This is a genomic window from Nostoc favosum CHAB5714, assembly GCF_020829495.1.
Lineage (GTDB): Bacteria > Cyanobacteriota > Cyanobacteriia > Cyanobacteriales > Nostocaceae > Nostoc > Nostoc favosum.
On the sequence record NZ_JAIVFQ010000004.1, the window covers coordinates 112,524 to 134,150 of the forward strand.

A 21,627-nucleotide genomic window follows, 5' to 3' on the forward strand; every position below is an offset into this window, starting at 1 on the left:
AATTTCAACTCCTCAATGTTGGCTCTTGACTACTAACTTCAGGAAGCATAGAGGCAAGGTGAGCGGTGACTTGGCTGTAGCGGCGGGTTATCAGCAAGGAGGAACGACATTGGATAGCTAGTTGATCTGTATATCTTCCCAAGGTTTGGCGCTCGATACCCCAAGCGCGGCTGGTGCCAGCAATAGTTAGGTCTACACCTTCTGAGGCTTGAATTACGGCTTGGATTGGTTCTGGGGCTTCAATAATTTTGATTTCAATGCGATCGCGTACACTAGTCGGCAATTGCTCCATCATCGTGTTTAGTTCGTAATTCAAAAACTAGATTTGAAGGGGCTCGAATGAACGGATGGTAAGCACCGGAGAAAACTTTTCGGTCTACTGACGTTAGAGGCAGCCAATGGCTGCCTCTAACTCCCCCTCATAATGATTATCATTCCGGAAAAGAGGAATGTTTAGTTGACTGAAAGTTATATCTGATAAGGATCTTGCTGAATTCAATTCTTATCTTGGCTTGTCAATATTTAGATGCGTTTGCCTTGTTACAACCACTCCCCACCCCGGAAACGCCAACGGGGAAAGATAATTCGCATCAGGCTTTGTGAACTAATAAAAACTGCTAGCCAAACAACGGTATAGTGCAATAAAAAAACTGCTAACGGAAGTTCTTCTTTAGGTAAAGGTATTGGTAAGAAGCCAAACAGTTTTACTCCACAGAACACAAATACTAATTCCCATATACCAGCTAAGAGTTGATAGGCTGCGGGCCAATCCCTATCCCATCGAAATTTTTGGAGATAGTTATAAAGCACATCCCAACCTAAGCCAAAGACGGCGACATAACTAAGTATCCACAAATAAACCGAGTTAGCATTAGAACCAATCAATCCCATTACAAAGGGCAAAGACACAAGTACGCCCACCGTTGCAAGTAATAATAATCGAGTTTGCCAACGACCAAATAAAGTTGGTGTCATAGGAATACTGAATAAAAAATAGGAAAAAGATGGATTTAAAAATTCAGCACTATTGTAGTGCTTTTTGCAAGGATGGGAGATACGAGAATATTAGGTTAGCCCCAAAGCATCAACAGATTTATCTGATTAGGATGGCTTAAGGTGGTAATCAAATTTAGAATGATAAGTTGCGTTGGCAAAGCCCACCGAAGGTATCGCATCCCAATTGATCACATCTTCTAGCAAAGCTTGATAACCTAGTGTATTGGGATGAAGACCATCTTCACTCAAGCGTTTAAGTCGCCAATTTTCACCACGTTCCATCCATTGCTCAAAAATATCTAAATAGGGAATCTGCCGTTTGGTACAAGCAATTCGAGTTGCTTCTTTGTAACGGTACTGATCGGCATGATTATAGTAAAAACAATCTAAAAATGGCATCTTGGCTTCATCCACTGGCACCATGCCCACAAATAACACAGGACATAGTTGCTGTGCTAAATCTAGCAGAGAAGCAATTTCCTTTTCAAACAGTGTAAAATCTGTGTAACTTCGGCCATCGGGACGCGCCAACCGCGCTGAGTCATTCACGCCTACTGATAAAATAATCAAGTCTGGGACACGATTTCGGAGTTCACCCCGGTGGCGAAATTCAACTTCTAGCCTTTGTGCTACTTGTTGCGTGCGTAGGCGTAGCCCGTCGTAGACATCGCCTCTTACCCCTAAATTATAAAGAACATGACCCGCACTATCCGGCAACATCCACCATCGCCGTAGTTGCTCGATCCAGCCTCTTTTTTCCGGATCACCGAATCCATAAATTAAGCTGTCCCCCAGTGCGACAATCTTCATTGGCTGAAAGTGATTTGGTGGTACAGACAGCTGCATTGAGGAAGAAGCTAGAAATGTGTGCATTTAAGAACTATATTTTATATCTTTACAAGATTCTATACATTTCTATACCATAGATGGCTATGTTTAAAGATCCAAGCATCTATGGTTCTAGTTATTGATATAGTTGCAAGGTTAATATTGCCGCAGTTGAGCCTTTGAGGGTGAACGTTGAGCCTTTGAGGTCGAATGTTGAGCCTTTGAGGTCGAATGTTGAGCCTTTGAGGGTGAATGTTGAGCCTTTGAGGGTGAATGTTGAGCCTTTGAGGTCGAATGTTGAGCCTTTGAGGGTGAATGTTGAGCCTTTGAGGGTGAATGTTGAGCCTTTGAGGGTGAATGTTGAGCCTTTGAGGGTGAATGTTGAGCCTTTGAGGGTGAACGTTGAGCCTTTGAGGTAGAATGTTGAGCCTTTGAGGTAGAATGTTGAGCCTTTGAGGGTGAAACTTGCGGTTTAAAAGCTCAAGTTTGGGGTTTGGTACTGAAAACGTCTATGCGATGTCTACGACGGCCTACGCCTATGCACCATGTTTCATTTTATTTTAGGTATAGGTGAGTACTTATACTTTGCCAAATGAGTGTGAGAATCGAACCGCAGAGGCGCAGAGGACGCTGAGGAAGAGAGATGAGGGAGAAAGTAATTTTATCTGCCGAAGATTTCATTGACGGTAATGTTTACATTAGGGAAAGCTTTGATTGATAAACTTTGACCGCTAGTGAATTTTTGCATCAGCTGATATCCTGCGGCTGTTGGTTGTTGATAAACTTCCACGATTTGCTCGTTAATATCTACTAACCAAACTTCAATTATGTTTGCTTGTGCATATAAAGGAATTTTCTCTTGCCGGTCATACATCACAGTCGAATCAGATACTTCAATTAGTAAAAAAATATCCTGGGGTTGGGGGTGTGCTGTGGCGTAGAAATCATCACGGGGTTTAAGTAATGCGACATCTGGCTGAGGTTCTGAGTTATTGTTCAACGCGACCGGATTTTGAGCAGCAAGTATAACGCGTTTACCCAACAGCTGCACCAACAGATTAACTAGTCTATTTACACAAGCAGCGTGTTTTGTCCCAATAGGCGACATCTCAATAATCTCTCCCCGAACCAATTCCACTCGGTCATCCTCTGTGAGAATCCCCGACTCAACCATCTTATGATATTGCTCAACTGTGAATTTCCGTCTTAGCAATTGTACAGACATCGCCACCTCCACTGTTGCCTCATCTTTTAATTATTCTCCAAAATTATCAACTCACTACCCAAACCACCCACTGCAATCAATTCCAGAGGACATCCAACGGAGTTTGAGCAAATCATTCAAGAAAAAAGCCAAAACTTTGTCGGTCGTGAATTTGTTTTTACGGCTATTAATTGAAACGCCGTCGCAAAGTCTTGATTTAGCAGATTATCCAAAATAAAATCGGCAAGATATTCAAGCATATATTCAAAGATACCTAACCTCCCTTCCCTACGAGGGAAGTGGGAACAAGATTACTCCCCTCCCCGCCAACAGTATCCTTTTAGGAGAGGGTGGGGGTTAGGTCTATATTGACGCATCCAAGCTAAGGATTAATCGCTGGTATCACCTTGAAACTGGCGATTTTCCAATGCTGTATCGTCAATATTTGTTGCTGAGATGAGAATTCAGTAGTAGAGGAACGCTCTAACAAATCTACTGTATCTCCTAGATTTAACCCCAAATCACTTTGCCAAGATAACTCGGCTGTTTCTCCGTGACATTCATAACACCGCAGAATTAACTGCTGTGGGTCATCCTCTGATGGCTTGAAGGCCATCAAGATTAAATTTTCAGCTGATAAATCTAGGAAACTTACTCCTTCAATAGTGCTGTTAGCAGTAGCGGGGCGTTTAGCCTGTGCTGTTAGCGGATAGCTATGGTTGAGCCAGTTGTGAGTTGTGAGTGGATTCAATATCACTTGCAACGGTATATTCAATTCATAGCCACGCCGTACTGTATGGGCTGATTCCCAGCTACCAGCATGAGGATACAAGGTATATGTGAACTCGTGAAAACCTCTGTCAGCCTCTGAGTCTGGCCAATTAGGACTGCGTAGGAGTGTTAAGCGGAGTTGATTTGGTTTGCTGTCGTAACCGTATTTACAATCATTCAGCAAACTAACACCGTGAATACCCTCCTGCGTTTCTCCTGTCAAATCAGCCCAACGCAAGGCGGGAACTTCCCATTTTGCTTGTTCTGTGGGAGTTTTCGGTTTAGTTGGACGACGAATTGCGCCACAGGGAATTTCATAGGTAGCAAAGTCTGCTTCGATATTCAAAGGAAAAGCAGCTTTCACTAATACATGATTTTCTTGCCAGTTTACAGTAGTAGCTATTTTCAGCAGAGGTGAACCAGCTGGCAAAATATAGTCTTGGCAAAATTCCGATTCACCCAACTGACGCACCACGCGCACACGACTTTGCACTGGGCCTTGTTCTAGCCACTGAATAGATAGAAGATTTGTTGAGGGTAAGGGATGTTGACCGTAATTAGGGTCTATATTCCAAGCATCCCAATATTGACCACTGTCTTTAAAAGCTTGTAGTTGATTCCCCGCCCCATTCAAAACTTCTCGTTGATAAGTTTTATCAAAAACACTTGATAAATCTCCAGTATCAGGATCTATAACAACTCGTAGGAATTCATTTTCTAAAATCCAGTCTGGGAGGAGTGGGGAGTGGGGAGAGACGCGATTAATTGCGTCTGTACTGGGAAGTGAGGGAGATGAAGGGGAAAGCCAAAATATGCGGTAGCCTACGGGTGGAATTTCGGTGGCGAGAAATAGTAGGGTTAATGGTTCAGATAATTGGGAGACAAGCTGCTTTCCAGAAGTATTGTAAATCTGCCATTCCTCTGGCGTGGGTAAAGCTACAGAGACTACCTCAGAGCGTTGCCAATTGAGAGAATTGAAAACGAAAATAGGCAAACTATCGGGTTTTGGTGGTTCTGATAGGGTAATGTGAGATGCGATCGCTAAAAGTGATTCCTGTAATATCTTCGTTCCCATTTGTTCCACTTGCTGCCATTCGGGTAACGCATCTGTGTAAACTTGGGTAATTGAAGAACCAGGTAAAATATCGTGAAACTGTTGAAATAACACCTGCTTCCAAGCTGCTTCGATTTCTGCTTTAGGATATGTCACGCCACAGCTTACAGTTGCTAAGGTAGCAAATAGTTCAGCTTCATACAATAAATTTTCACAACGACGATTCTGGCGTTTTTGATCTGCGTGGGTAGTGTAGCAACCGCGATGGAATTCGAGGTATAGTTCGTCATTCCAGATGGGGAAGGAAGGGGAGGCAGGGGAAGAATCAAAATTACTAACAGACGCGATGAATCGCGTCTCTACGATTTGCTGTAAATACTTTTCAGCCGTTGTAAATTTTAAGTCTGGGAAGAAAGGCGACTTTTGCCAGCGTTGGGCGGTTTCTAACATATCACGGGTGGGGCCGCCGCCGTGGTCGCCGACACCGGGAAGCCAGAGGGATTCTGCTAAACCAGTTTGGGTTTGCCATTCAAGAGCGTAGGATACCATTTTAATTGGGTCAATGCTTTCACCGATCGGTGCAGACATCAAACTAAAGACTTCGCTACCGTCAGGCGATCGCCACCAAAAAGCCCCATAATCAAATTTAGTAGTATCATTCCACCGCAACTTCTGGGTGACAAAATATTCAATTCCGGCATTAGCGAAAAACTGCGGTAAAGTTGCACAAAAACCAAAAGAATCTGGAACCCACACCACAGTTGAAAGCTTACCAAATTTTTCCTGGATGTAGCGCTGACCATACAATAGCTGACGGACTATTGATTCACCAGCAATCAGGTTGAGTTCTGGTTCCACCCACATTCCGCCGACAACTTCCCAACGTCCAGCCGCTACTTGTGCTTGAATCACCCCAAACAAATCCGGGCGATGTTCTTCAATCCAAGCATAAAGTGCGGGAGTCGAATGACAGAAAATTAACTCAGGAAAATCTTCTTGCAACTTCAAAACCGACTCAAAAGTGTTTTGCGCCGCATTCCAAGTTTCACTCACAGGCCATAGCCATGCTAAATCTAAGTGAGCATGACCCAATAAGAAAATTTTAGATTTTTGATCCCCCCAACCCCCCTTAAAAAGGGGGGCTAAGATGTCGGATTGAATTAAATTTTGCCGTAGAGACAAAAACGACTTTACTAATCCCTTCTCTTCCTCCGTGTCCTCTGCGCCTCTGCGGTTCGTAACCTCCCCCACCATCGCCGCCAAAACATCCAACTTCTCCGGCGCAAACTTTTCCAAATAAAGTTGCACCACAGCTAACTCATCAGCCACAAAACCCGGATCGGGATTATTATCAACAGTAGACTCATAAACTAGGAGCGATCGCACTAAAGCACCATCACAATGTCCCGGACTCACTAACCGCAAAGCCACAACAAACTCTTCCCCTGGCGTCACCCCCTGGCCCAGAAGCACTCTCGGCGAACAATCAAATAAATCACCCTCCAGCACTAACTCCCCATTCACATAAATCTCAGCAGAATCCGCCCACCAAACCAGCGCCAGCCGCAAAGATAACCCAGCTAAGGAATAGCCCTGTAAATCTTGGGGAACCACCACTCTTTGCACTAGCCATAACACTTTTTTCTCGCCTGTCCAAGCGATATGTTCTTTAGCATTCAACTGGACAGGTTGCCAATGAGACAAATCGGCAGCTACAACATCAGTAATAATCAGGTCAGATTCCCGGTATAGCCAAGTAGACTGAAGATTAACTTGACAAAAAGAGCGTAGTTGCTCAATTGCCTGTGAGATCAATTTGGTCTGGGATTGAGAGACAGTCGGGGTCATATATTCGCTAAGATGAGGTGTTGGTCGTTTTTATTGTTTGGCGCGAGTCTCACAACTTATACAAGACTTGAACTAAAAAATTACTACTATGTCTTCTGGTTCCTCTGGTCGTTATCAAAGCAGACTATTTAACTTTGTCCACCAGCAATCTCGGCGGGTGACACAACAGTGGGAACACACCTTCTGGCATTTGCAAGTTGCTACTAAGTGGGGTGTGGAGGTACTACTTTACCCAGTGTATCTACTGTTTCAGTCATCTGAATCATCTGGGAAAACGCTACAGACCAAAGAACCACAAACTAGACTAAAGTTACAACCAAATGATACCGATTTCCAGCCCGAAATTCCAAATGTTGATAGTCCCATTCAACATGTACTAGAGGCAGTCAATTATCTGTCATTTAATGAAGCCGCTTTTACTCCTACAAAAACAGTTGAACCTTTCAAACCCTTGGCTTTATTGAAAGTTTTACGGCTGAAATTCGCTGATAATAAATCTACAAATAATGCTAATGTTACTCAATTATCAAATATTACTGAGAATCAGACCGGAAGTCTCAAACCTTTACGGCTAAATAATGCTCTCAATCAGCATCTTCCAGTAGTGCGGGGAATTGCCACAAATTTGATAGATCGTAGTTTAGTACTTGTTACTGCCGACAATGAAATTCTAAATATTTTGACACCCCAGCAGCAGGCAAAATTAGAAGACCGAATTATTAACGAAGTTGCTAATTACTGGAAGTCCTGGCAGTTGATTATAGCTAAAAAAGAAACGGAGCTATTACCACAAATTGACCGTTTATTAGCAAAACTCACTCATGGAAATACGGCTAAAACTGAAATTTTGGCTGAGGGGATACCAAAAGATTTACTTAATACAGATAGATTATTAGCATTTCTAGATATAGCCGTTGCTAAATTGGAATCAAATGCTTTAGTACCGGTGCAAGAACGTAGCCAAGAAATTGTCCAAGTTGCCCAAACGCAGTTAAATATATTTCTTTATGGCAAAGAGCAATTAGCTGCTAGGGGAGAAATTACAGGCAATGCTGACGGTTTGGAAACTCATACACTGAATCTTCAGGCTTTGATTGAGGCGGCGCTTAATTACTTTTTTGGTGTTGGTAATAGAAAAACACTTGAGTCAACAACGAGTAATGAGCTATTGCCAGACAAACTATTATCATCACGCCTTAGAAAGTCCTTTTCCAAAAGCCGTCAGTTGGAGAACCAGGATTTAACAGATGATCCTTGGCTAACATGGAATGATTTATTTGGCGACACCGAAACCATTGCCCAAAAGCCAGTTACACTTTCTGGGAAGACAAATCCTGCTTTAGCCTCAAGTTTATCAGCAGGACATTTTCCACAAAATAATTTGACTCTAAAACAACCTAAAGTTGGATCTGGTTTGGTGCGAAGAAGTCAAAAAACATCTAAAATTGCCTCTGCAAAACAAACCCGAACCAGCATTTCCCAACCAAAAAGTGAGAGTCGTAAAGGGGAAATTTTGCACCAGCAATTTCACCAAAGTAGTCAAGTTGAGGCGCAGCCAGACTGGATAGAAACCAAAGCAACTTCAATAGGTTACGAGAAGCACCCCTTAGAGCAACTTCTAGAATGGGTTGATTATGTTATGCTCTGGCTAGAAGAGAGATTTGTAAAGATGTTTCAGTCGTTACGGCAACTATGGCTGGGAAAATAATAGTAAGTAGTAATTTTTAATTCGTAAATCGTAATTGAAATTCGTAATTAACCCTCGTTTGTCAGAGTGGGAAAAGCCAATGGCTAAAAGCCTTTTGGAGCTTTACTTTTCACTTTTTAGCTAGAATTTTTAATTAATATTTCACTGTAATTATTCCATAGCTAGAAGCTATTTTTATTACAATGAGTGTTGACATGTTAGTAACTTACTGAGAAAATACGTAAAAAATTAACCCTATGATTGACCATAGCGATCGCGTCGTGTCTCGTAGAGAAGGCAGATTTCAGGGTGTTGGAGGGCTTGACCTGTATTACCAAAGCTGGTATCCAGAGGGTAAATTACGGGCAATATTAGCCATTGTGCATGGACTCGGAGGGCACAGCGATCGCTACAATAATATAGTTCAGCATTTGATCCCCAAAGAATATGCTGTCTACGCCTTAGATTTGCGTGGTCATGGACGCTCATCAGGTCAGCGAGGCTATATCAACGCTTGGAGTGAGTTTTGCGAAGACTTGGGAGCCTTTTTACAATTAATTCAAACTCAGAATCCTGGATGCCCAATTTTTCTTTTGGGTCATAGTTTAGGCGGGGTGATTGTCTTAGATTATATTCTGCGCTATCCCCAACAAGCATCAGTTTTGCAAGGTGCGATCGCTCTAGCGCCAAGCTTAGGGAAAGTTGGGGTTTCACCTATTCGAGTGCTTTTAGGAAAAATGCTCTCACGGGTGTGGCCGCGTTTTACCCTGAATACAGGCATTGACCTGAGTGCTGGTTCACGAGATCAGCAGGTTTTAGCCGCATCCGCTCAGGATACACTGAGACATACCCTTGCTACTGCCCGTCTGGCTACAGAATTCTTTGCAACAGTTGATTGGATTAATGCTCACGCAGCTGATTGGCAATTACCATTGTTGATTCTCCACGGTGGTGCAGACCGAGTGGCTTTACCTGCGGGAAGTGACATCTTTTATCAACGGGTAAACTGCAAAGATAAGCTGAGAATCGAGTATCCGGGAGCCTATCACGAAATTCAGTGTGACCTCAATTATCCAGAGGTACTGGCTGATTTGGAAGATTGGTTGGAGCAACACTTAGTATCTGAGATAACCCATTTAGCACGGTTAAGCGGTGAGTTATGAGCGATCGCTTCATCTACACAAATCTCAATAATCCCAATATTTTTCTGTATAAACATTAACAATCCTTAACAGATAATACTATTAAGGATTGTTAAGAGGAGTAAAAACTACTCACAAACCCGATTGTTTCTTAAAAATCATCGAGAAACTGACTAAGGCGACTGATTACGGGGTCAACCTCTTGAGGAGGGGTAGCAACAGTATAAGAAGTATTATTTACTACTTCTAATTGAGTTGGAGACTGAATGAACGATCGATCATTGACTATGAGCGCCAGTTGTGCAACTTGTTGAGAAAGTTGCAGTAGATGGTGTTCCATCGCCTCCAAACGATTAGATCCCTTGGCAAAAAAACGTTCCTCAAGTCCAGCCACTTGACGTTGCAATTCACCGATTTGCTGTTCAATCGGTGTTGTTGCTGTTTGTGGAGCAGGTTGTACAGATTCCGGTACACATAAAGATTGCCATAAGGCTTCTTTACAGAGGTCGCTGAAAGTCTTGTCTGGTTGTTTTTCCAAATAACTTTCTACTTGCGCTAACAAGCTTTCATCAGCAAGCTCTGGGTTGAACGTGACGGATTTAACTACCTTTTTTGACCATTGGAACATCAGCTTTATGCCCTAGCAGCGCGATTGGAGGATAATTGTGCCTCTCCATAAATATACTGCCCCAAAGCATTCGCCTGTCGTGAAGGTGCTGCTAAATGAGCATTAATCTTTGCTTCTTTGAGCAGACGTTGAACGTCGTCCCAGAAGAACTCACCACCCCCGCCAGTCAGAATCACATCGGTGACACGTTCTGGCAACCAGGCTAGCACACGGCTACAGATTTCGCGCGAAAACATCTCCGTGAGGTTGGGAAGAAAATCGTCTAGGTTGGTGGGCTTGCTAGCGCCTTTAGGACGGTAATAGCGTTCACCTCTGGGTTTGTTCACAGCGGAAATCAGAGCTAGAGATTGACTATCTGCTCCCTCGATTTCGGCGGACACCAATTCATAAAACTTGTTCATACCGAAGTCTTCGCTCTTAGAAGCACCTCTGGCAAAACGGAAGTTATCTACCATCAAAAGATCGACGGTTTGATGTCCAATATCAACGATCGCCACTGATATTTTTGTAAAATCGGGACTGCCAGGACTTTTCTTTGGTTGAGCTTCAGACCACAGCAGGCTGCCGTAGCCCTCTGGCATTACCCATACCTTACTGACGTTCAGCGATACAGATTCGCCTCGGAAGTTCAACACATGAGGGCCGCCTACTTGGCTAATCAACTGGGCTTTTTCCTTTTCAAATTGTTCTAAGGAAAGAAAAGGCAGACCTAGTACGACTGAGATATCGTCTCTGAGTTTGAAGTAGCCAGCACTTGCTAACACTTTTACCAGTGCAGCCTCTACCTTAGATTGGCCAACTCCTAGATTCGCCCCAAAGTCGGCTGCCAGTTGACCAACAGCATATCCATTTCCTTGATACTCCAGCCACAAATCCATTAAAGGGTCAGTAGCCCTGGCTTCAAAAACACCGCCGCGTACTTGTTCAATTGACATCTGCTTGACGTTGGCAGGTACAAACACCACATTGCCGGGTTCACGACTCACACAAGTTTTTGTGGAAGTTCTGCCTAAATCAACACTGAGAATGGTTTTCCCTGGAACACCGCCTGTCTTGGGAGGAGTATTATTATTAACAGCATTGATCGGAACTGCCGCTCTATTCATGGGTATAGCAGCAGCATTGATGGGGTTAGCAGCAGAAGGTTGGTCTGTCATGAAAGCTCCTAGTTCAAACTTAACTGTAAAAAGTTGTCATGCTCATCTTACAAAAATGCGAGCAACCAGAAATTCTAGGTTGCGTCAAGTGTAGCTAGAAATACGCCAAAAATTAATTCCGGCGATACCTCCGATAAGCTCATGCCTTCGCACATCTAGTATTATTTGGCATAGTGTAGGCGAATTTTGGCCAGATGTAACCCCTGCTTTCACTGCTTTCAAACCAAAAGCGTCCGTGTTTCATCTTCTAGTGCGTCTTAACTGGCGCTTAAATATCCAGAAAACAAATGCTAGAACCAAACCCCCAAGTACGATTTTGGATACAGGAGCAAGGTACTTGTCCACAAGTTCATACTGACTACCTAATGCGTATCCTGAGTATGTTAGCAAACCCACCCAAGCCGCGCTACCTACTGTTGTGTAAAACAAAAATGGTAGCAGGGGCATATTGCTGATCCCTGCGGGAACAGAAATCAAGGTGCGGATTCCTGGTACAAGACGACCAATTAATACTGCTTTTCTACCTTGTCGGTCAAACCACTCTTTGGCCTTGGTAATATCTTTACTGGATATAGCCAGCCATTTGCCATACTTGTCAGCCCAAGCTTTCAAACGGGTTTCGCCCAAGAACTTACCCGGATAGTACCAAATAAGTGCGCCTAATACAGAACCCAAAAGTCCTGCGAAAAAGACACCAATGATATTCAGCTTTGCCCCTCCTGGTTGATATGGACTTGCTGTAAATCCAGCCAGTGGCATGATCAATTCTGAAGGAATGGGGGGAAAAAGGTTCTCTAAGAACATTAGTAGGGCGATTCCCCAATAGCCAAAATAGTTGATAGTATTAGTTATCCATTCAAGCATTGAGCCAATTCCTAAAATTGCTGTACTATTCCTGTGACTAAGATTCCGCTTGAGCTTTTTTAAAAGGTAATTGTCCCAGCTTGCTAAAGTCAAGGTAATTTGACTGTACTAAAAGTTGGCATCGCAATGAAGAAACATTTTACTATGAGGAAAAGTTGGGGTAATAAAACCTATCAGCAGGGGTGGGAGGAAATGAACTCCAGCGATGAAGATGAATTGATATACCGTTAAGTAAATCAGCAATTAGGGTGAGCAGCCTTGAAGAAAGCAAGAAACAAGGCGAGGTGAAGGTAAGTTCAGAGGTTTTGACATCCCCCACTCCCCACTCCCTACCCATCTTTACCCAATTCGGTAAGTAGCCGCCGAATTACAGATGCATCCTCAGCATCGGGGACTTTTGCTAAATAATTTTGTAAGTCGTCTACGGCTTGGGGGTAGTAACCTAGTTGATAATAGATTAGACCGCGATCGCGTAACTCTAAAGTTAAACCAGGAAACAGCAACAAAATTCGTTCAACTGCTGCCAGCGTTTTTTCTAACTCTTGCTGTTTGAGGTAAATAAATTTTAAATTTGTCAGCATCCGTGCCAAAAATTGCCGATTACTGACTACAGCTAAAAATTCTGGTTGTAGCGTCACAGGTTGCTGATAAAGTTGAGATAGCCGTTCCTCGCAATCTTGAGCAAATATTATTTCACCACCATTGAACGCATCGACAAAAATCTCTATATCTGGAATATCCGGGCGGATTAGGAAATGTCCTGGCATCCCCACACCCACCATCGGAAAATCAATCCGTCGAGCAACCTCCAGGTAAACCAGCGCTAAGGTAATGGGAATCCCCAATCGGCAGTCAATTACATCATTGAAAAAGCTGTTGCGTGGGTCGTAATAGTCAATTTTATTACCAGAAAACTTTAAATCCTGGTAGAGATACTGATTAATACTTTGAACTATCCGCAAAGGATATCGTGAGTCAGGCAGGCGTTCTTGAAGCTCCCATGCCATTGTATCAAGGACGTTGAGATATTCCTCTGGGTCTAGCTTGGGATATTCTTCTTGTGCAATATACAAAGCTGCCTTTGCTAAGTCAATTTGCTCGTCAGACTGTTGAATCTCCTGGTAAAAATATTGTCGTGCTGACGAGAAATTCATAAGCTGTTGCTCGGTGGAAGTATGACGATGAAGCCAGAGCGGCTTGGCTGAAACTGAAAACAGTTTTTTGTACCTATTTTCATATTAGGGATATTCAGAAGATTTGGAAATCTAGTTTGTGCATAAGTTTCATGACATTAATCTATCCAGGGGATGAAAATAGGTTGATGTAGCTTTTTATATTGACTAAAATTTAGTTTTATGGTATTATTTTGTGCTATATCTGTTTCGAGCAATGTAAAGATGTATGGTGTCAAAGTACCAATTAGTAATTATTAATTACTCAAATTCCGAAATGGCGTTGAGAGGATGTGTATTAACTATTTGAATAAATGGTATACGCTGCTCTTTCTGCGATCGGTAGGGAGAGCAGATTTTTTATGTAAACTTCCCCAATATGGGCGTTGCTGAATTGAAGTATGAATCCGGATGTAGAGACGTAGCAGTACTACGTCTCTACAAGGATTTTGGTATTATGCAAAATCATTTTCGTACATGCAATCAGCAACGCCCCGATATGTGTTGTCTTTACAAATGTACTTAGGCTCTCAACGCGTGAGTTCCTCTTTTGGCTTTCGTGCTTTTAGTACAGGTTCTGTTTTAAAGTGCAAAAAACAACACCAAGGTTCAGCTAAAGCCTAGAATCGTCGGCAACCTACTTTATTTTATATTCAGAGTATATATTCTATTTGAAGCTTATGTAATGATTGTGTGAATATACTGAATAATCTCGGCAATTAGATCATCTAAATATTACTATTAACTACACATACTCTTAAAGTAAATACTTAAGGAGCTTGGGCACAAGTCAAAAAACAAGAGTCAGATATTGCAATCAGAATTGAAACGTGAGAAAATACTGAGATGAAAATTACGTATTTTTTAAGCTTTTCAGCTATTTTATCTCTCACGAATCATTTAGGATTGCTATAAAAAGTTTTAAGCATTTTTGCTGTTGTTTATATAGCGTCCACACTTGAATAAGTTAATAGCTTTTAAAAAGATTTTCCTTAGGAGTATTACTAAGTTGACATTATTTACAGGGAAAATTTTTTAGATGGGAACTTCAAGTATTATCAAAAGGTTATCGATTACTGCGACCAGCGCTATACTTAGCGTTGGACTAATTATGTTAGACAGCAAAGGAGCCTTAGCTGTTAATATAGGTTACTTTACTGACTTTAATGAAAGCACAATTGTACCAGAGGCAGTAATTAAACAAGCCGGATTTACACCTGTTAAAATCACAGACATTAGCACATTTGATCTGAGCAGCATTAACACTCTCTTCGTGAATGAGAGTAGCAACGATAAACTTTCGAGTGCGCTATTAGGTCGCTTGGGGGATATTACAAGCTGGGTTAAAGGAGGCAAATCCTTCATTGTCCATGACCGTTTTGTTAGCAATAATATTAAAGATCCTCAGTCAAACCCCTTTTTAATAGGTGCATCTGGCACTTTAGTAGATCGTGACTTTACCAACAGTGCCGATATTGATGTCATTGCGCCAGGTAACACTTTAGTAACGAACGGACCGAATGGCATCATAAACAACCTGACACTTGACAAAGGTAGTTCATCCAGTCATGGCTTTGCACTTGCTAGTACCTTACCAGTAGGAGCAGAAGCCATCTTGAGTGTTAGCTCAGATTCTAAAAAGGTAGCTGCTTTCTCTTATACACTTGGCAGTGGTGTTGTCTATTATTCCACTATTCCGCTTGATTACTACTTAGAGGGATATCCGCCAAATCCACCACAAAAACAGTTGGCAAAGATTTACGCGCCAAACGTACTGGCTTATGTGCAAGCGCAAAGGGAATCAGTTCCTGAACCTGCGTCTATGCTTGGTTTACTGGTATTCGGTGCTTGTGGTGCAACTTCACTCCTAAAACGCAAACAATAGCATAAAGCTGCATCTCAAGCCTAAAATTCATTTTTAATAACTGCTGACCTACTCAAGAGGCGGCAGTTTTTTATTTTGATGATCATTTAGGGATATCATACCGTTTTTGCGATCGCTAGGGAGAGCAGATTTTTTATCTAAACTTTCCTAATGGAATTTAGCAAGCGTTAGCGTTCGCGGAGCGTCTCGTAGAGAAGCTCGCCGCAGGCATCGCTATCCTAAGTTTTTAACCACTGTGGTTTAAATCGGTAGGTATTATATTTGCATAGGACTTACGCAACTGTCACAAGCAATGGTGTCGCTACACTACACCGCGTGCCAAACTATTAGACCAATACCTAGTAATACCCATGTACTATAAAATGGCGATCGCATTGTGCCAGTTGCGTAAGTCCTGTCTAGAAGGAAATAGCTCTGGATGAAAATAGTGTTAATGTAGCTTTTTAGTATTGACTAAAATGCACTTTTATAGTATTAATAACTGTGCTAAATCTGTTTTGAGCAATGTAAAGATGTATCCAATTAGTGATTACTAATTACCCAGATTCCGAAATGGCGTTAAGAGGATGTGTATTAACTATTTGAATAAATGGTATAGCGCTGCTCTTTCTGCGATCGTCAGGGAGAGCAGATTTTTTATGTGAGCTTCCCCAATGTGTATTGAGCCAGCAAATACGCTGGCAATATAATTTTTTCTCAATATCAACGAATAAGCGTTAGCGTTCGCGGAGCGTCTCGTAGAGAAGCTTGCCACAGGCATCGCTACCCTAAGTTTTTAACCTGACGTTGTGTTACTAGTAACTTTTTGAATGTAATCCTTATTACTAAGTAATTAAAAGCATAATTACGTTGATAAACTTATCTTAAAGCAACAACTTAAGTTTACAAAGCTTTAGTCACTTATTCATTTGATACTGCGTATATAACTCGCCTTACATCTAGGTTTTAACTGTTATTTATTCTACTTTAGAATGTAATTCTTATGTGAATACACGCAAAAAGTCTCGCCAATAAAAAAAATTGCCAGTAATCTAAGTAAATAGGCAAATGAGGAAAACACTATTAATAACCTCCTTAAATAACTAGAAACAAAAGCTAAATTCAAAACTTTAGTCATTTTGACTAGTGCTTATATCTGCGATCGCTGCGAGAGGCTGAAACTTCAGTTGTCGTAATTGAGGCGTTATGTACAATTTCGCTGAAAGTTTAGTGTACGCAATTTAGGATATTTCCGCTGTTAACATTCACTTTTTTTAGGAGAAAATCTCATGAACTCATTGAATCAATTTCTGAAGCAAGGCGCATTTGCATTGTTAGGTTTAGGACTAGTAACTGCTCCCGCTCATGCTGTTAACATCACTACCACTAGCAATGCCAACGTTTTAGTTAACAGTATTTTGGGTTCTGGCATCACTGTTTCAAATGTTAAGTATAACGGCGCATCTGTTGCGTCTGGAACTTTCACAAATGGATTGTCCCCAGTAATTGGCATAGACACAGGCATCATTCTCACTTCCGGTAATGCTAACCTTGCTCCTGGACCAAATACTCAAGATGGTGCGACAGGTAACAATGGCTTACCTGGAGATGCTAACTTAAACAGCTTGATTCCAGGATTTAATACTTTCGATGCAAGTACTCTCCAATTTGATTTTACTTCGGCTACAGGTGATCTCTTTTTCAACTACGTCTTTGCCTCGGAAGAATACAACGAATTCGTCAATAGTAATTTTAATGACGTATTTGGTTTTTTCTTAGATGGGGTTAACATTGCTCTGCTTCCTGGAACCACTACGCCAGTTTCCATTAATAACGTCAACGGTGGCAACCCATTAGGAACTAACGCCAAGAATTCTCAGTTCTTTAACAATAATGATCCATCAGACGGCGGCCCATTCTTCAATCTTCAATATGACGGTTTCACTAAAGTATTTACTGCTAGCGCTAAAGGGCTGAGTGCTGGAAAGCACACCATTAAACTGGCAATTGCAGATGCAGGAGATAGTTCTTTTGATTCCGCTGTGTTTATTCAAGGTGGTACTTTCTCTGGTGAACCACCAAAAAGTGTTCCCGAACCCACTACTATGTTGGGGATTTTAGGATTAGGTATCTTTGGTGCAACTTCATCTCTAAAACGCAAACAGCAAAATAAGACCGTAGCTAAAGGCTAAATTTATCCTCAGGTTATTGTAATACCCGCTGTGTCTACCATTGTAAGACACAGCATTTTTTTGTGTTGACACGCATAACGCTTGTACCGCTATTTAAGCGGCTTGAACCAAAGCGATCGCGGCTGAAAAATGAGCTTGGTGAAAAACTAGGGTCTTAACTGGATAAAGAAAAAGCATCCGCTTGTCTAGACAAGCTTTTCACGATGAGGGTTGCAGCTAAAACAGCCAAGCTGCTTTTTAAGGAATTACTAAGGGAGTTATGTCCCCGTCCGGTGCTACAGTGAAAGGTGACATTGCTTATTCTTATGTCTTCTCCGACCGTATCTGAAATATAGCTTCAATCATTAGGCGCAGCATGGTCACAACCGCAGAAAAAACAAACATTGGCTACATTACCCAAATCATTGGCCCAGTTGTAGACGTTAAATTTCCCGGCGGGAAATTGCCACAAATCTACAACGCTTTGAAAATCGTTGGCACCAACGAAGCTGGACAGGAAATCAACATCACCGTTGAAGTACAGCAACTGCTGGGCGACAACCAGGTGCGGACTGTTGCGATGAGTTCCACTGAAGGCTTAGTGCGCGGTTTTGAAGTCACCGATACAGGCGCTCCCATTACCGTACCAGTTGGTAAAGCCACCTTGGGTCGAATTTTCAACGTCCTTGGCGAACCTGTGGACAACAGGGGCCCAGTAAATGCTGAGGCAACTTTACCCATCCACCGCTCTGCTCCCAAATTCACTGACCTGGAAACCAAACCTTCCGTGTTCGAGACTGGGATTAAAGTTGTTGACCTTCTGACTCCCTATCGACGCGGCGGTAAGATTGGTCTGTTCGGCGGTGCTGGTGTTGGTAAAACCGTGATCATGATGGAGTTGATCAACAACATTGCTACCCAGCATGGTGGAGTATCCGTATTTGCTGGCGTGGGTGAACGCACCCGTGAAGGCAATGACCTCTACAATGAAATGATGGAATCTGGGGTTATCAACAAAGACAACCTCAACGAATCAAAAATTGCTCTAGTCTACGGTCAAATGAACGAGCCACCCGGAGCGAGAATGCGGGTTGGTCTTTCGGGATTAACAGTAGCAGAGTACTTCCGGGATGTGAACAAGCAGGATGTGCTGCTGTTTATTGATAATATCTTCCGGTTTGTGCAAGCAGGTTCGGAAGTATCCGCCCTACTGGGACGGATGCCTTCTGCGGTAGGATATCAGCCCACCTTGGGAACCGACGTAGGTGAACTGCAAGAGCGGATTACCTCGACTACAGAGGGTTCCATTACCTCCATTCAGGCAGTATACGTACCTGCGGATGACCTCACCGACCCCGCACCGGCTACCACCTTCGCCCACTTGGACGGAACTACAGTACTGTCTCGCGGTTTGGCAGCTAAGGGAATTTATCCCGCAGTTGACCCCCTTGGTTCAACTTCCACCATGCTTCAACCAAATATTGTCGGTGACGAACACTACAATACTGCCCGGGCGGTGCAATCAACTCTGCAACGTTATAAAGAACTCCAAGACATTATCGCCATTCTCGGTCTAGATGAATTGTCTGAAGAAGACCGTCTGATCGTAGCGCGGGCGCGGAAAGTTGAGCGCTTCTTGTCTCAGCCGTTCTTTGTAGCAGAAGTATTTACCGGTTCTCCTGGTAAGTATGTGAAGTTGGAAGATACCATCAAAGGCTTCCAGAAAATTCTGTCTGGTGAGTTGGATGCTCTACCAGAACAGGCTTTCTACTTGGTTGGCGATATTAACGAAGCGATCGCTAAAGCTGACAAAATCAAAGGTTAGTCATTGGTCATTAGTCATTAGTCATTGGTCATTAGTCATTAGTTCAAGTGCTAATGGCTAATGGCAATTACAAATGACAAAGGACAAAAGACAAAGGACAAAGCGCAAAGTCTGAGCGCCGGCTTCCGGCGAACAGAACTTTGTAAGAGAGGACAAAGGACAAAAGACAAATGACATTAACCGTTCGTGTAATTTCCCCAGACAAAACAGTATGGGATGCCCCAGCTGAAGAAGTAGTTTTGCCTAGCACTACTGGTCAACTAGGTATCCTAACTGGACACGCACCACTTTTGACCGCTCTGGATACTGGTGTAATGCGAGTTCGCGGCGCAAAAAATCAGAATTGGGAAGCGATCGCCCTTTTGGGTGGCTTTGCCGAAGTCGAAGAAAATGAAGTGACAATTCTGGTTAACGGCGCTGAACGTGGCGACAAAATTAACCTTGATGAAGCCCGTACTGCTTACAACCAAGCAGAAGCGCGTCTAAGTCAAGTGTCAGCAGATGATCGCCAAGCCCAAATCCAGGCAACTCAAGCCTTCAAACGCGCCCGCGCTCGGTTTCAAGCGGCTGGCGGTTTGGTCTAATTTTACTTTCTATTTCAACTTTGTAGGTTGGACATTACCCAACCTACAAATTATTTATTAAATTTTAAAAAAATTACGCCAAGTTTAAGAAATCGAGGCAAGCCTTGGTGGAGTGTTAACTTAACTAATTAGTTGCCCAGATGGGCACAGATTATGAAAAGCTTTTCATCTTTACTTGGTACTCGTGTTGCAGCATCTATCGTAGCAACGTTAGCTATGGCTGCGCCAACGTCTTTGATGATCGCTGGAAGTATTCACTCTGCCAATGCGACTCCTGTAAAAACAACTACTGCATCAGTCCAGCTAAATCAGACCAAAGTAAATATTTCCCAGTTACAAATTAGCAGGACTCAATATCAAGCTGCTGTTTAAAGTCATCATGGCAGCAAATGCCAGCGCTCATGGCATGACTCCAGAACAGTTGCGGGTGTACAGTCTGGCATCTGACAAAGTTGGCATTGTCACTACCTTAGATGGTTTACCAATCTCCGCCGGTGAACTCGCAGGCCCCATAATTGAGGGACACGACAACTTTCAAAATGGTCAGAAATTTATTAATGGAGGTGGGCGGCGAGGCTTACAAGAGCAAACCTTGCTTTCTGGTTCTTGGAACTTGAACCCTTGGTTTGTCCAGGTTGAGCAAGTGCCGATGACGGAAATTCCTATTGGGTATGTGGGTGTGGTGATTTCTTTCGTAGGTAAGGCGCATCAAGATGTCAGTGGTGCAGCTTTCACCCACGGTAACTTGGTGAATCAGGGACATAAGGGTGTGTGGGTCGAACCGCTATATGCTGGTAAGCACCCGATTAATTCTCGGATTATGAAGATTGAACTAGTACCAACGACCAACATTGTCTTAAACTGGTCAGGTCGGACTGAACGCCACAGCTATGATGCTAAACTGGCTTCTTTAACAGTGCGATCGCGTGATGGGTTTGCCTTTGATTTGGAAGTAGCGCAAATTATCCATGTGGGTGCCTTAGATGCCCCGAAGGTAATTTCTCGCGTCGGTGCAATGCAAAATCTAGTAGACCATGTATTAGAACCAACTATCGGTAATTATTTCCGCAACTCAGCCCAAGACTATACTGTACTAGACTTTCTCACCGCTCGGAGCGAACGGCAATCTGAGGCTGCTGAGTATATTAAAACAGCATTGCGGGCTTATGACGTGCAAGCGATCGACACCCTCATTGGTGATATTCAGCCACCAGCATCATTAATGCAGACACAGACAGACCGGAAAATTGCTGAAGAAGAGCGCAAGACTTATGAAGTTCAGCAGATGGCGCAAACCCAACGGCAGCAGCTTGTCCGGGAAACGGCACTGGCTAATATCCAGCAAGAAATGGTGAAATCTGAACAGAGTGTACATATTGCTGACCTAAAAGCCAAAGCCCAAATTAAGCAGGCGAACGGTGAAGCTGAGGGGACAAAACTCCGAGCAATTGCTGAGGCTGAAGGTATCCGTGCCACAGGTAACGCCAAAGCTGAAACCTACCGCGCTGGTGTGGAAGCCTTGGGGCCACAAGGTTATACAGCAATGCAGCTAATGCAGATTATAGGCGATCGCAATGTCCGCTTGATTCCAGATGTTTTAGTTGGCAGTAACGGCAGCAATAACGGCTTAGTGGATGGGCTACTATCCATGATTTTATGGAATCAAACTGGCAAGGGTGAATTGACACCAACACCTTTGCATCCACACCCAGTAGTTACCAAAACACAGCCAACCCCAGAAAACGGTCATCCACCTATAGTTGTAAATTTTCCTGTAGATAAGTAACATCAGGAACATGAGGTAGGGGCATAACATTGTTGTACCCTTACAA

16 protein-coding genes and 2 pseudogenes are annotated in these 21,627 nt (G+C 42.9%); 9 read left to right on the forward strand and 9 right to left on the reverse strand.

Features of this window, described 5'->3' with window-relative positions:
- Window positions 1–4: 4 nt before the first annotated feature.
- From LC586_RS04910 to LC586_RS04920, 3 genes and pseudogenes are all read right to left on the reverse strand, one after another.
- Window positions 5–316, reverse strand: a pseudogene (locus LC586_RS04910) (cation:proton antiporter); the annotation flags it as partial.
- A 224-nt stretch (window positions 317–540) separates the two neighbouring features.
- Window positions 541–975, reverse strand: a complete 435-nt coding sequence (locus LC586_RS04915; RefSeq protein WP_229483401.1) for a hypothetical protein — start codon at window positions 973–975, stop codon at window positions 541–543.
- Window positions 976–1,101: 126 nt separating this feature from the next.
- Window positions 1,102–1,869: a GDSL-type esterase/lipase family protein gene (locus tag LC586_RS04920; protein ID WP_229483402.1), complete on the reverse strand. Its 768-nt coding sequence runs from the start codon at window positions 1,867–1,869 to the stop codon at window positions 1,102–1,104.
- Between the two features lie 134 nt (window positions 1,870–2,003).
- Between LC586_RS04920 and LC586_RS04925 the strand changes: the two genes are divergently transcribed.
- Window positions 2,004–2,243: a hypothetical protein gene (locus tag LC586_RS04925; protein WP_229483404.1), complete on the forward strand. Its 240-nt coding sequence runs from the start codon at window positions 2,004–2,006 to the stop codon at window positions 2,241–2,243.
- Between the two features lie 242 nt (window positions 2,244–2,485).
- Here LC586_RS04925 and LC586_RS04930 read toward each other — a convergent pair whose 3' ends face one another.
- Together LC586_RS04930 and LC586_RS04935 are read right to left on the reverse strand one after the other, a co-directional pair.
- Window positions 2,486–3,049, reverse strand: a complete 564-nt coding sequence (locus tag LC586_RS04930) for a Uma2 family endonuclease (RefSeq protein ID WP_229483406.1) — start codon at window positions 3,047–3,049, stop codon at window positions 2,486–2,488.
- Window positions 3,050–3,410: 361 nt separating this feature from the next.
- Complete coding sequence (locus LC586_RS04935) at window positions 3,411–6,701, reverse strand: alpha-mannosidase (protein WP_229483408.1); 3,291 nt, start codon at window positions 6,699–6,701, stop codon at window positions 3,411–3,413.
- Between the two features lie 88 nt (window positions 6,702–6,789).
- Between LC586_RS04935 and LC586_RS04940 the strand changes: the two genes are divergently transcribed.
- Entirely contained in the window at window positions 6,790–8,409 is a 1,620-nt protein-coding gene (locus LC586_RS04940; RefSeq protein WP_229483410.1) for a hypothetical protein, read from the forward strand.
- Window positions 8,410–8,645: 236 nt separating this feature from the next.
- Complete coding sequence (locus LC586_RS04945; RefSeq protein ID WP_229483411.1) at window positions 8,646–9,551, forward strand: alpha/beta hydrolase; 906 nt, start codon at window positions 8,646–8,648, stop codon at window positions 9,549–9,551.
- Between the two features lie 130 nt (window positions 9,552–9,681).
- On the opposite strand, the gene fcmC is transcribed toward LC586_RS04945, so the two are convergent.
- The 4 genes from fcmC to LC586_RS04965 all read right to left on the reverse strand — a co-directional run bounded on the left by fcmC (window position 9,682) and on the right by LC586_RS04965 (window position 13,333).
- Window positions 9,682–10,158 (reverse strand): filament morphology membrane protein FcmC, encoded by a 477-nt coding sequence (gene fcmC, locus LC586_RS04950; RefSeq protein WP_229483413.1) that lies wholly within the window; start codon window positions 10,156–10,158, stop codon window positions 9,682–9,684.
- Window positions 10,159–10,163: 5 nt separating this feature from the next.
- Window positions 10,164–11,315 (reverse strand): filament morphology actin-like protein FcmB, encoded by a 1,152-nt coding sequence (gene fcmB, locus LC586_RS04955; protein WP_229483416.1) that lies wholly within the window; start codon window positions 11,313–11,315, stop codon window positions 10,164–10,166.
- A gap of 240 nt (window positions 11,316–11,555) precedes the next feature.
- The gene (locus tag LC586_RS04960; protein WP_100903148.1) at window positions 11,556–12,179 is read right to left on the reverse strand and encodes a DedA family protein; all 624 of its coding nucleotides are present in this window, start codon (window positions 12,177–12,179) and stop codon (window positions 11,556–11,558) included.
- A gap of 329 nt (window positions 12,180–12,508) precedes the next feature.
- Window positions 12,509–13,333 carry a SirB1 family protein gene (locus tag LC586_RS04965; RefSeq protein WP_229483417.1) on the reverse strand — a complete coding sequence of 275 codons (825 nt, stop codon included), beginning with the start codon at window positions 13,331–13,333 and terminating at the stop codon, window positions 12,509–12,511.
- Window positions 13,334–14,462: 1,129 nt separating this feature from the next.
- On the opposite strand from LC586_RS04965, the gene LC586_RS04970 reads away from it, so the two are divergent.
- From LC586_RS04970 to LC586_RS04995, 6 genes and pseudogenes are all read left to right on the forward strand, one after another.
- Window positions 14,463–15,236 carry a PEP-CTERM sorting domain-containing protein gene (locus tag LC586_RS04970; protein WP_229483418.1) on the forward strand — a complete coding sequence of 258 codons (774 nt, stop codon included), beginning with the start codon at window positions 14,463–14,465 and terminating at the stop codon, window positions 15,234–15,236.
- 1,268 nt (window positions 15,237–16,504) lie between these two features.
- On the forward strand, window positions 16,505–17,407 hold the full coding sequence (locus LC586_RS04975; RefSeq protein ID WP_229483420.1) for a choice-of-anchor L family PEP-CTERM protein: 903 nt from the start codon (window positions 16,505–16,507) through the stop codon (window positions 17,405–17,407).
- 355 nt (window positions 17,408–17,762) lie between these two features.
- Window positions 17,763–19,211 (forward strand): F0F1 ATP synthase subunit beta, encoded by a 1,449-nt coding sequence (atpD, locus tag LC586_RS04980; protein ID WP_229483422.1) that lies wholly within the window; start codon window positions 17,763–17,765, stop codon window positions 19,209–19,211.
- 170 nt (window positions 19,212–19,381) lie between these two features.
- The gene (gene atpC / locus LC586_RS04985) at window positions 19,382–19,795 is read left to right on the forward strand and encodes an ATP synthase F1 subunit epsilon (protein ID WP_109011899.1); all 414 of its coding nucleotides are present in this window, start codon (window positions 19,382–19,384) and stop codon (window positions 19,793–19,795) included.
- Between the two features lie 153 nt (window positions 19,796–19,948).
- On the forward strand, window positions 19,949–20,167 hold the full coding sequence (locus tag LC586_RS04990) for a hypothetical protein (RefSeq protein ID WP_229483424.1): 219 nt from the start codon (window positions 19,949–19,951) through the stop codon (window positions 20,165–20,167).
- A pseudogene (locus tag LC586_RS04995) lies at window positions 20,160–21,581 on the forward strand (SPFH domain-containing protein); the annotation flags it as partial. The gene LC586_RS04990 and the pseudogene LC586_RS04995, both read left to right, overlap by 8 nt.
- Window positions 21,582–21,627: the final 46 nt, after the last annotated feature.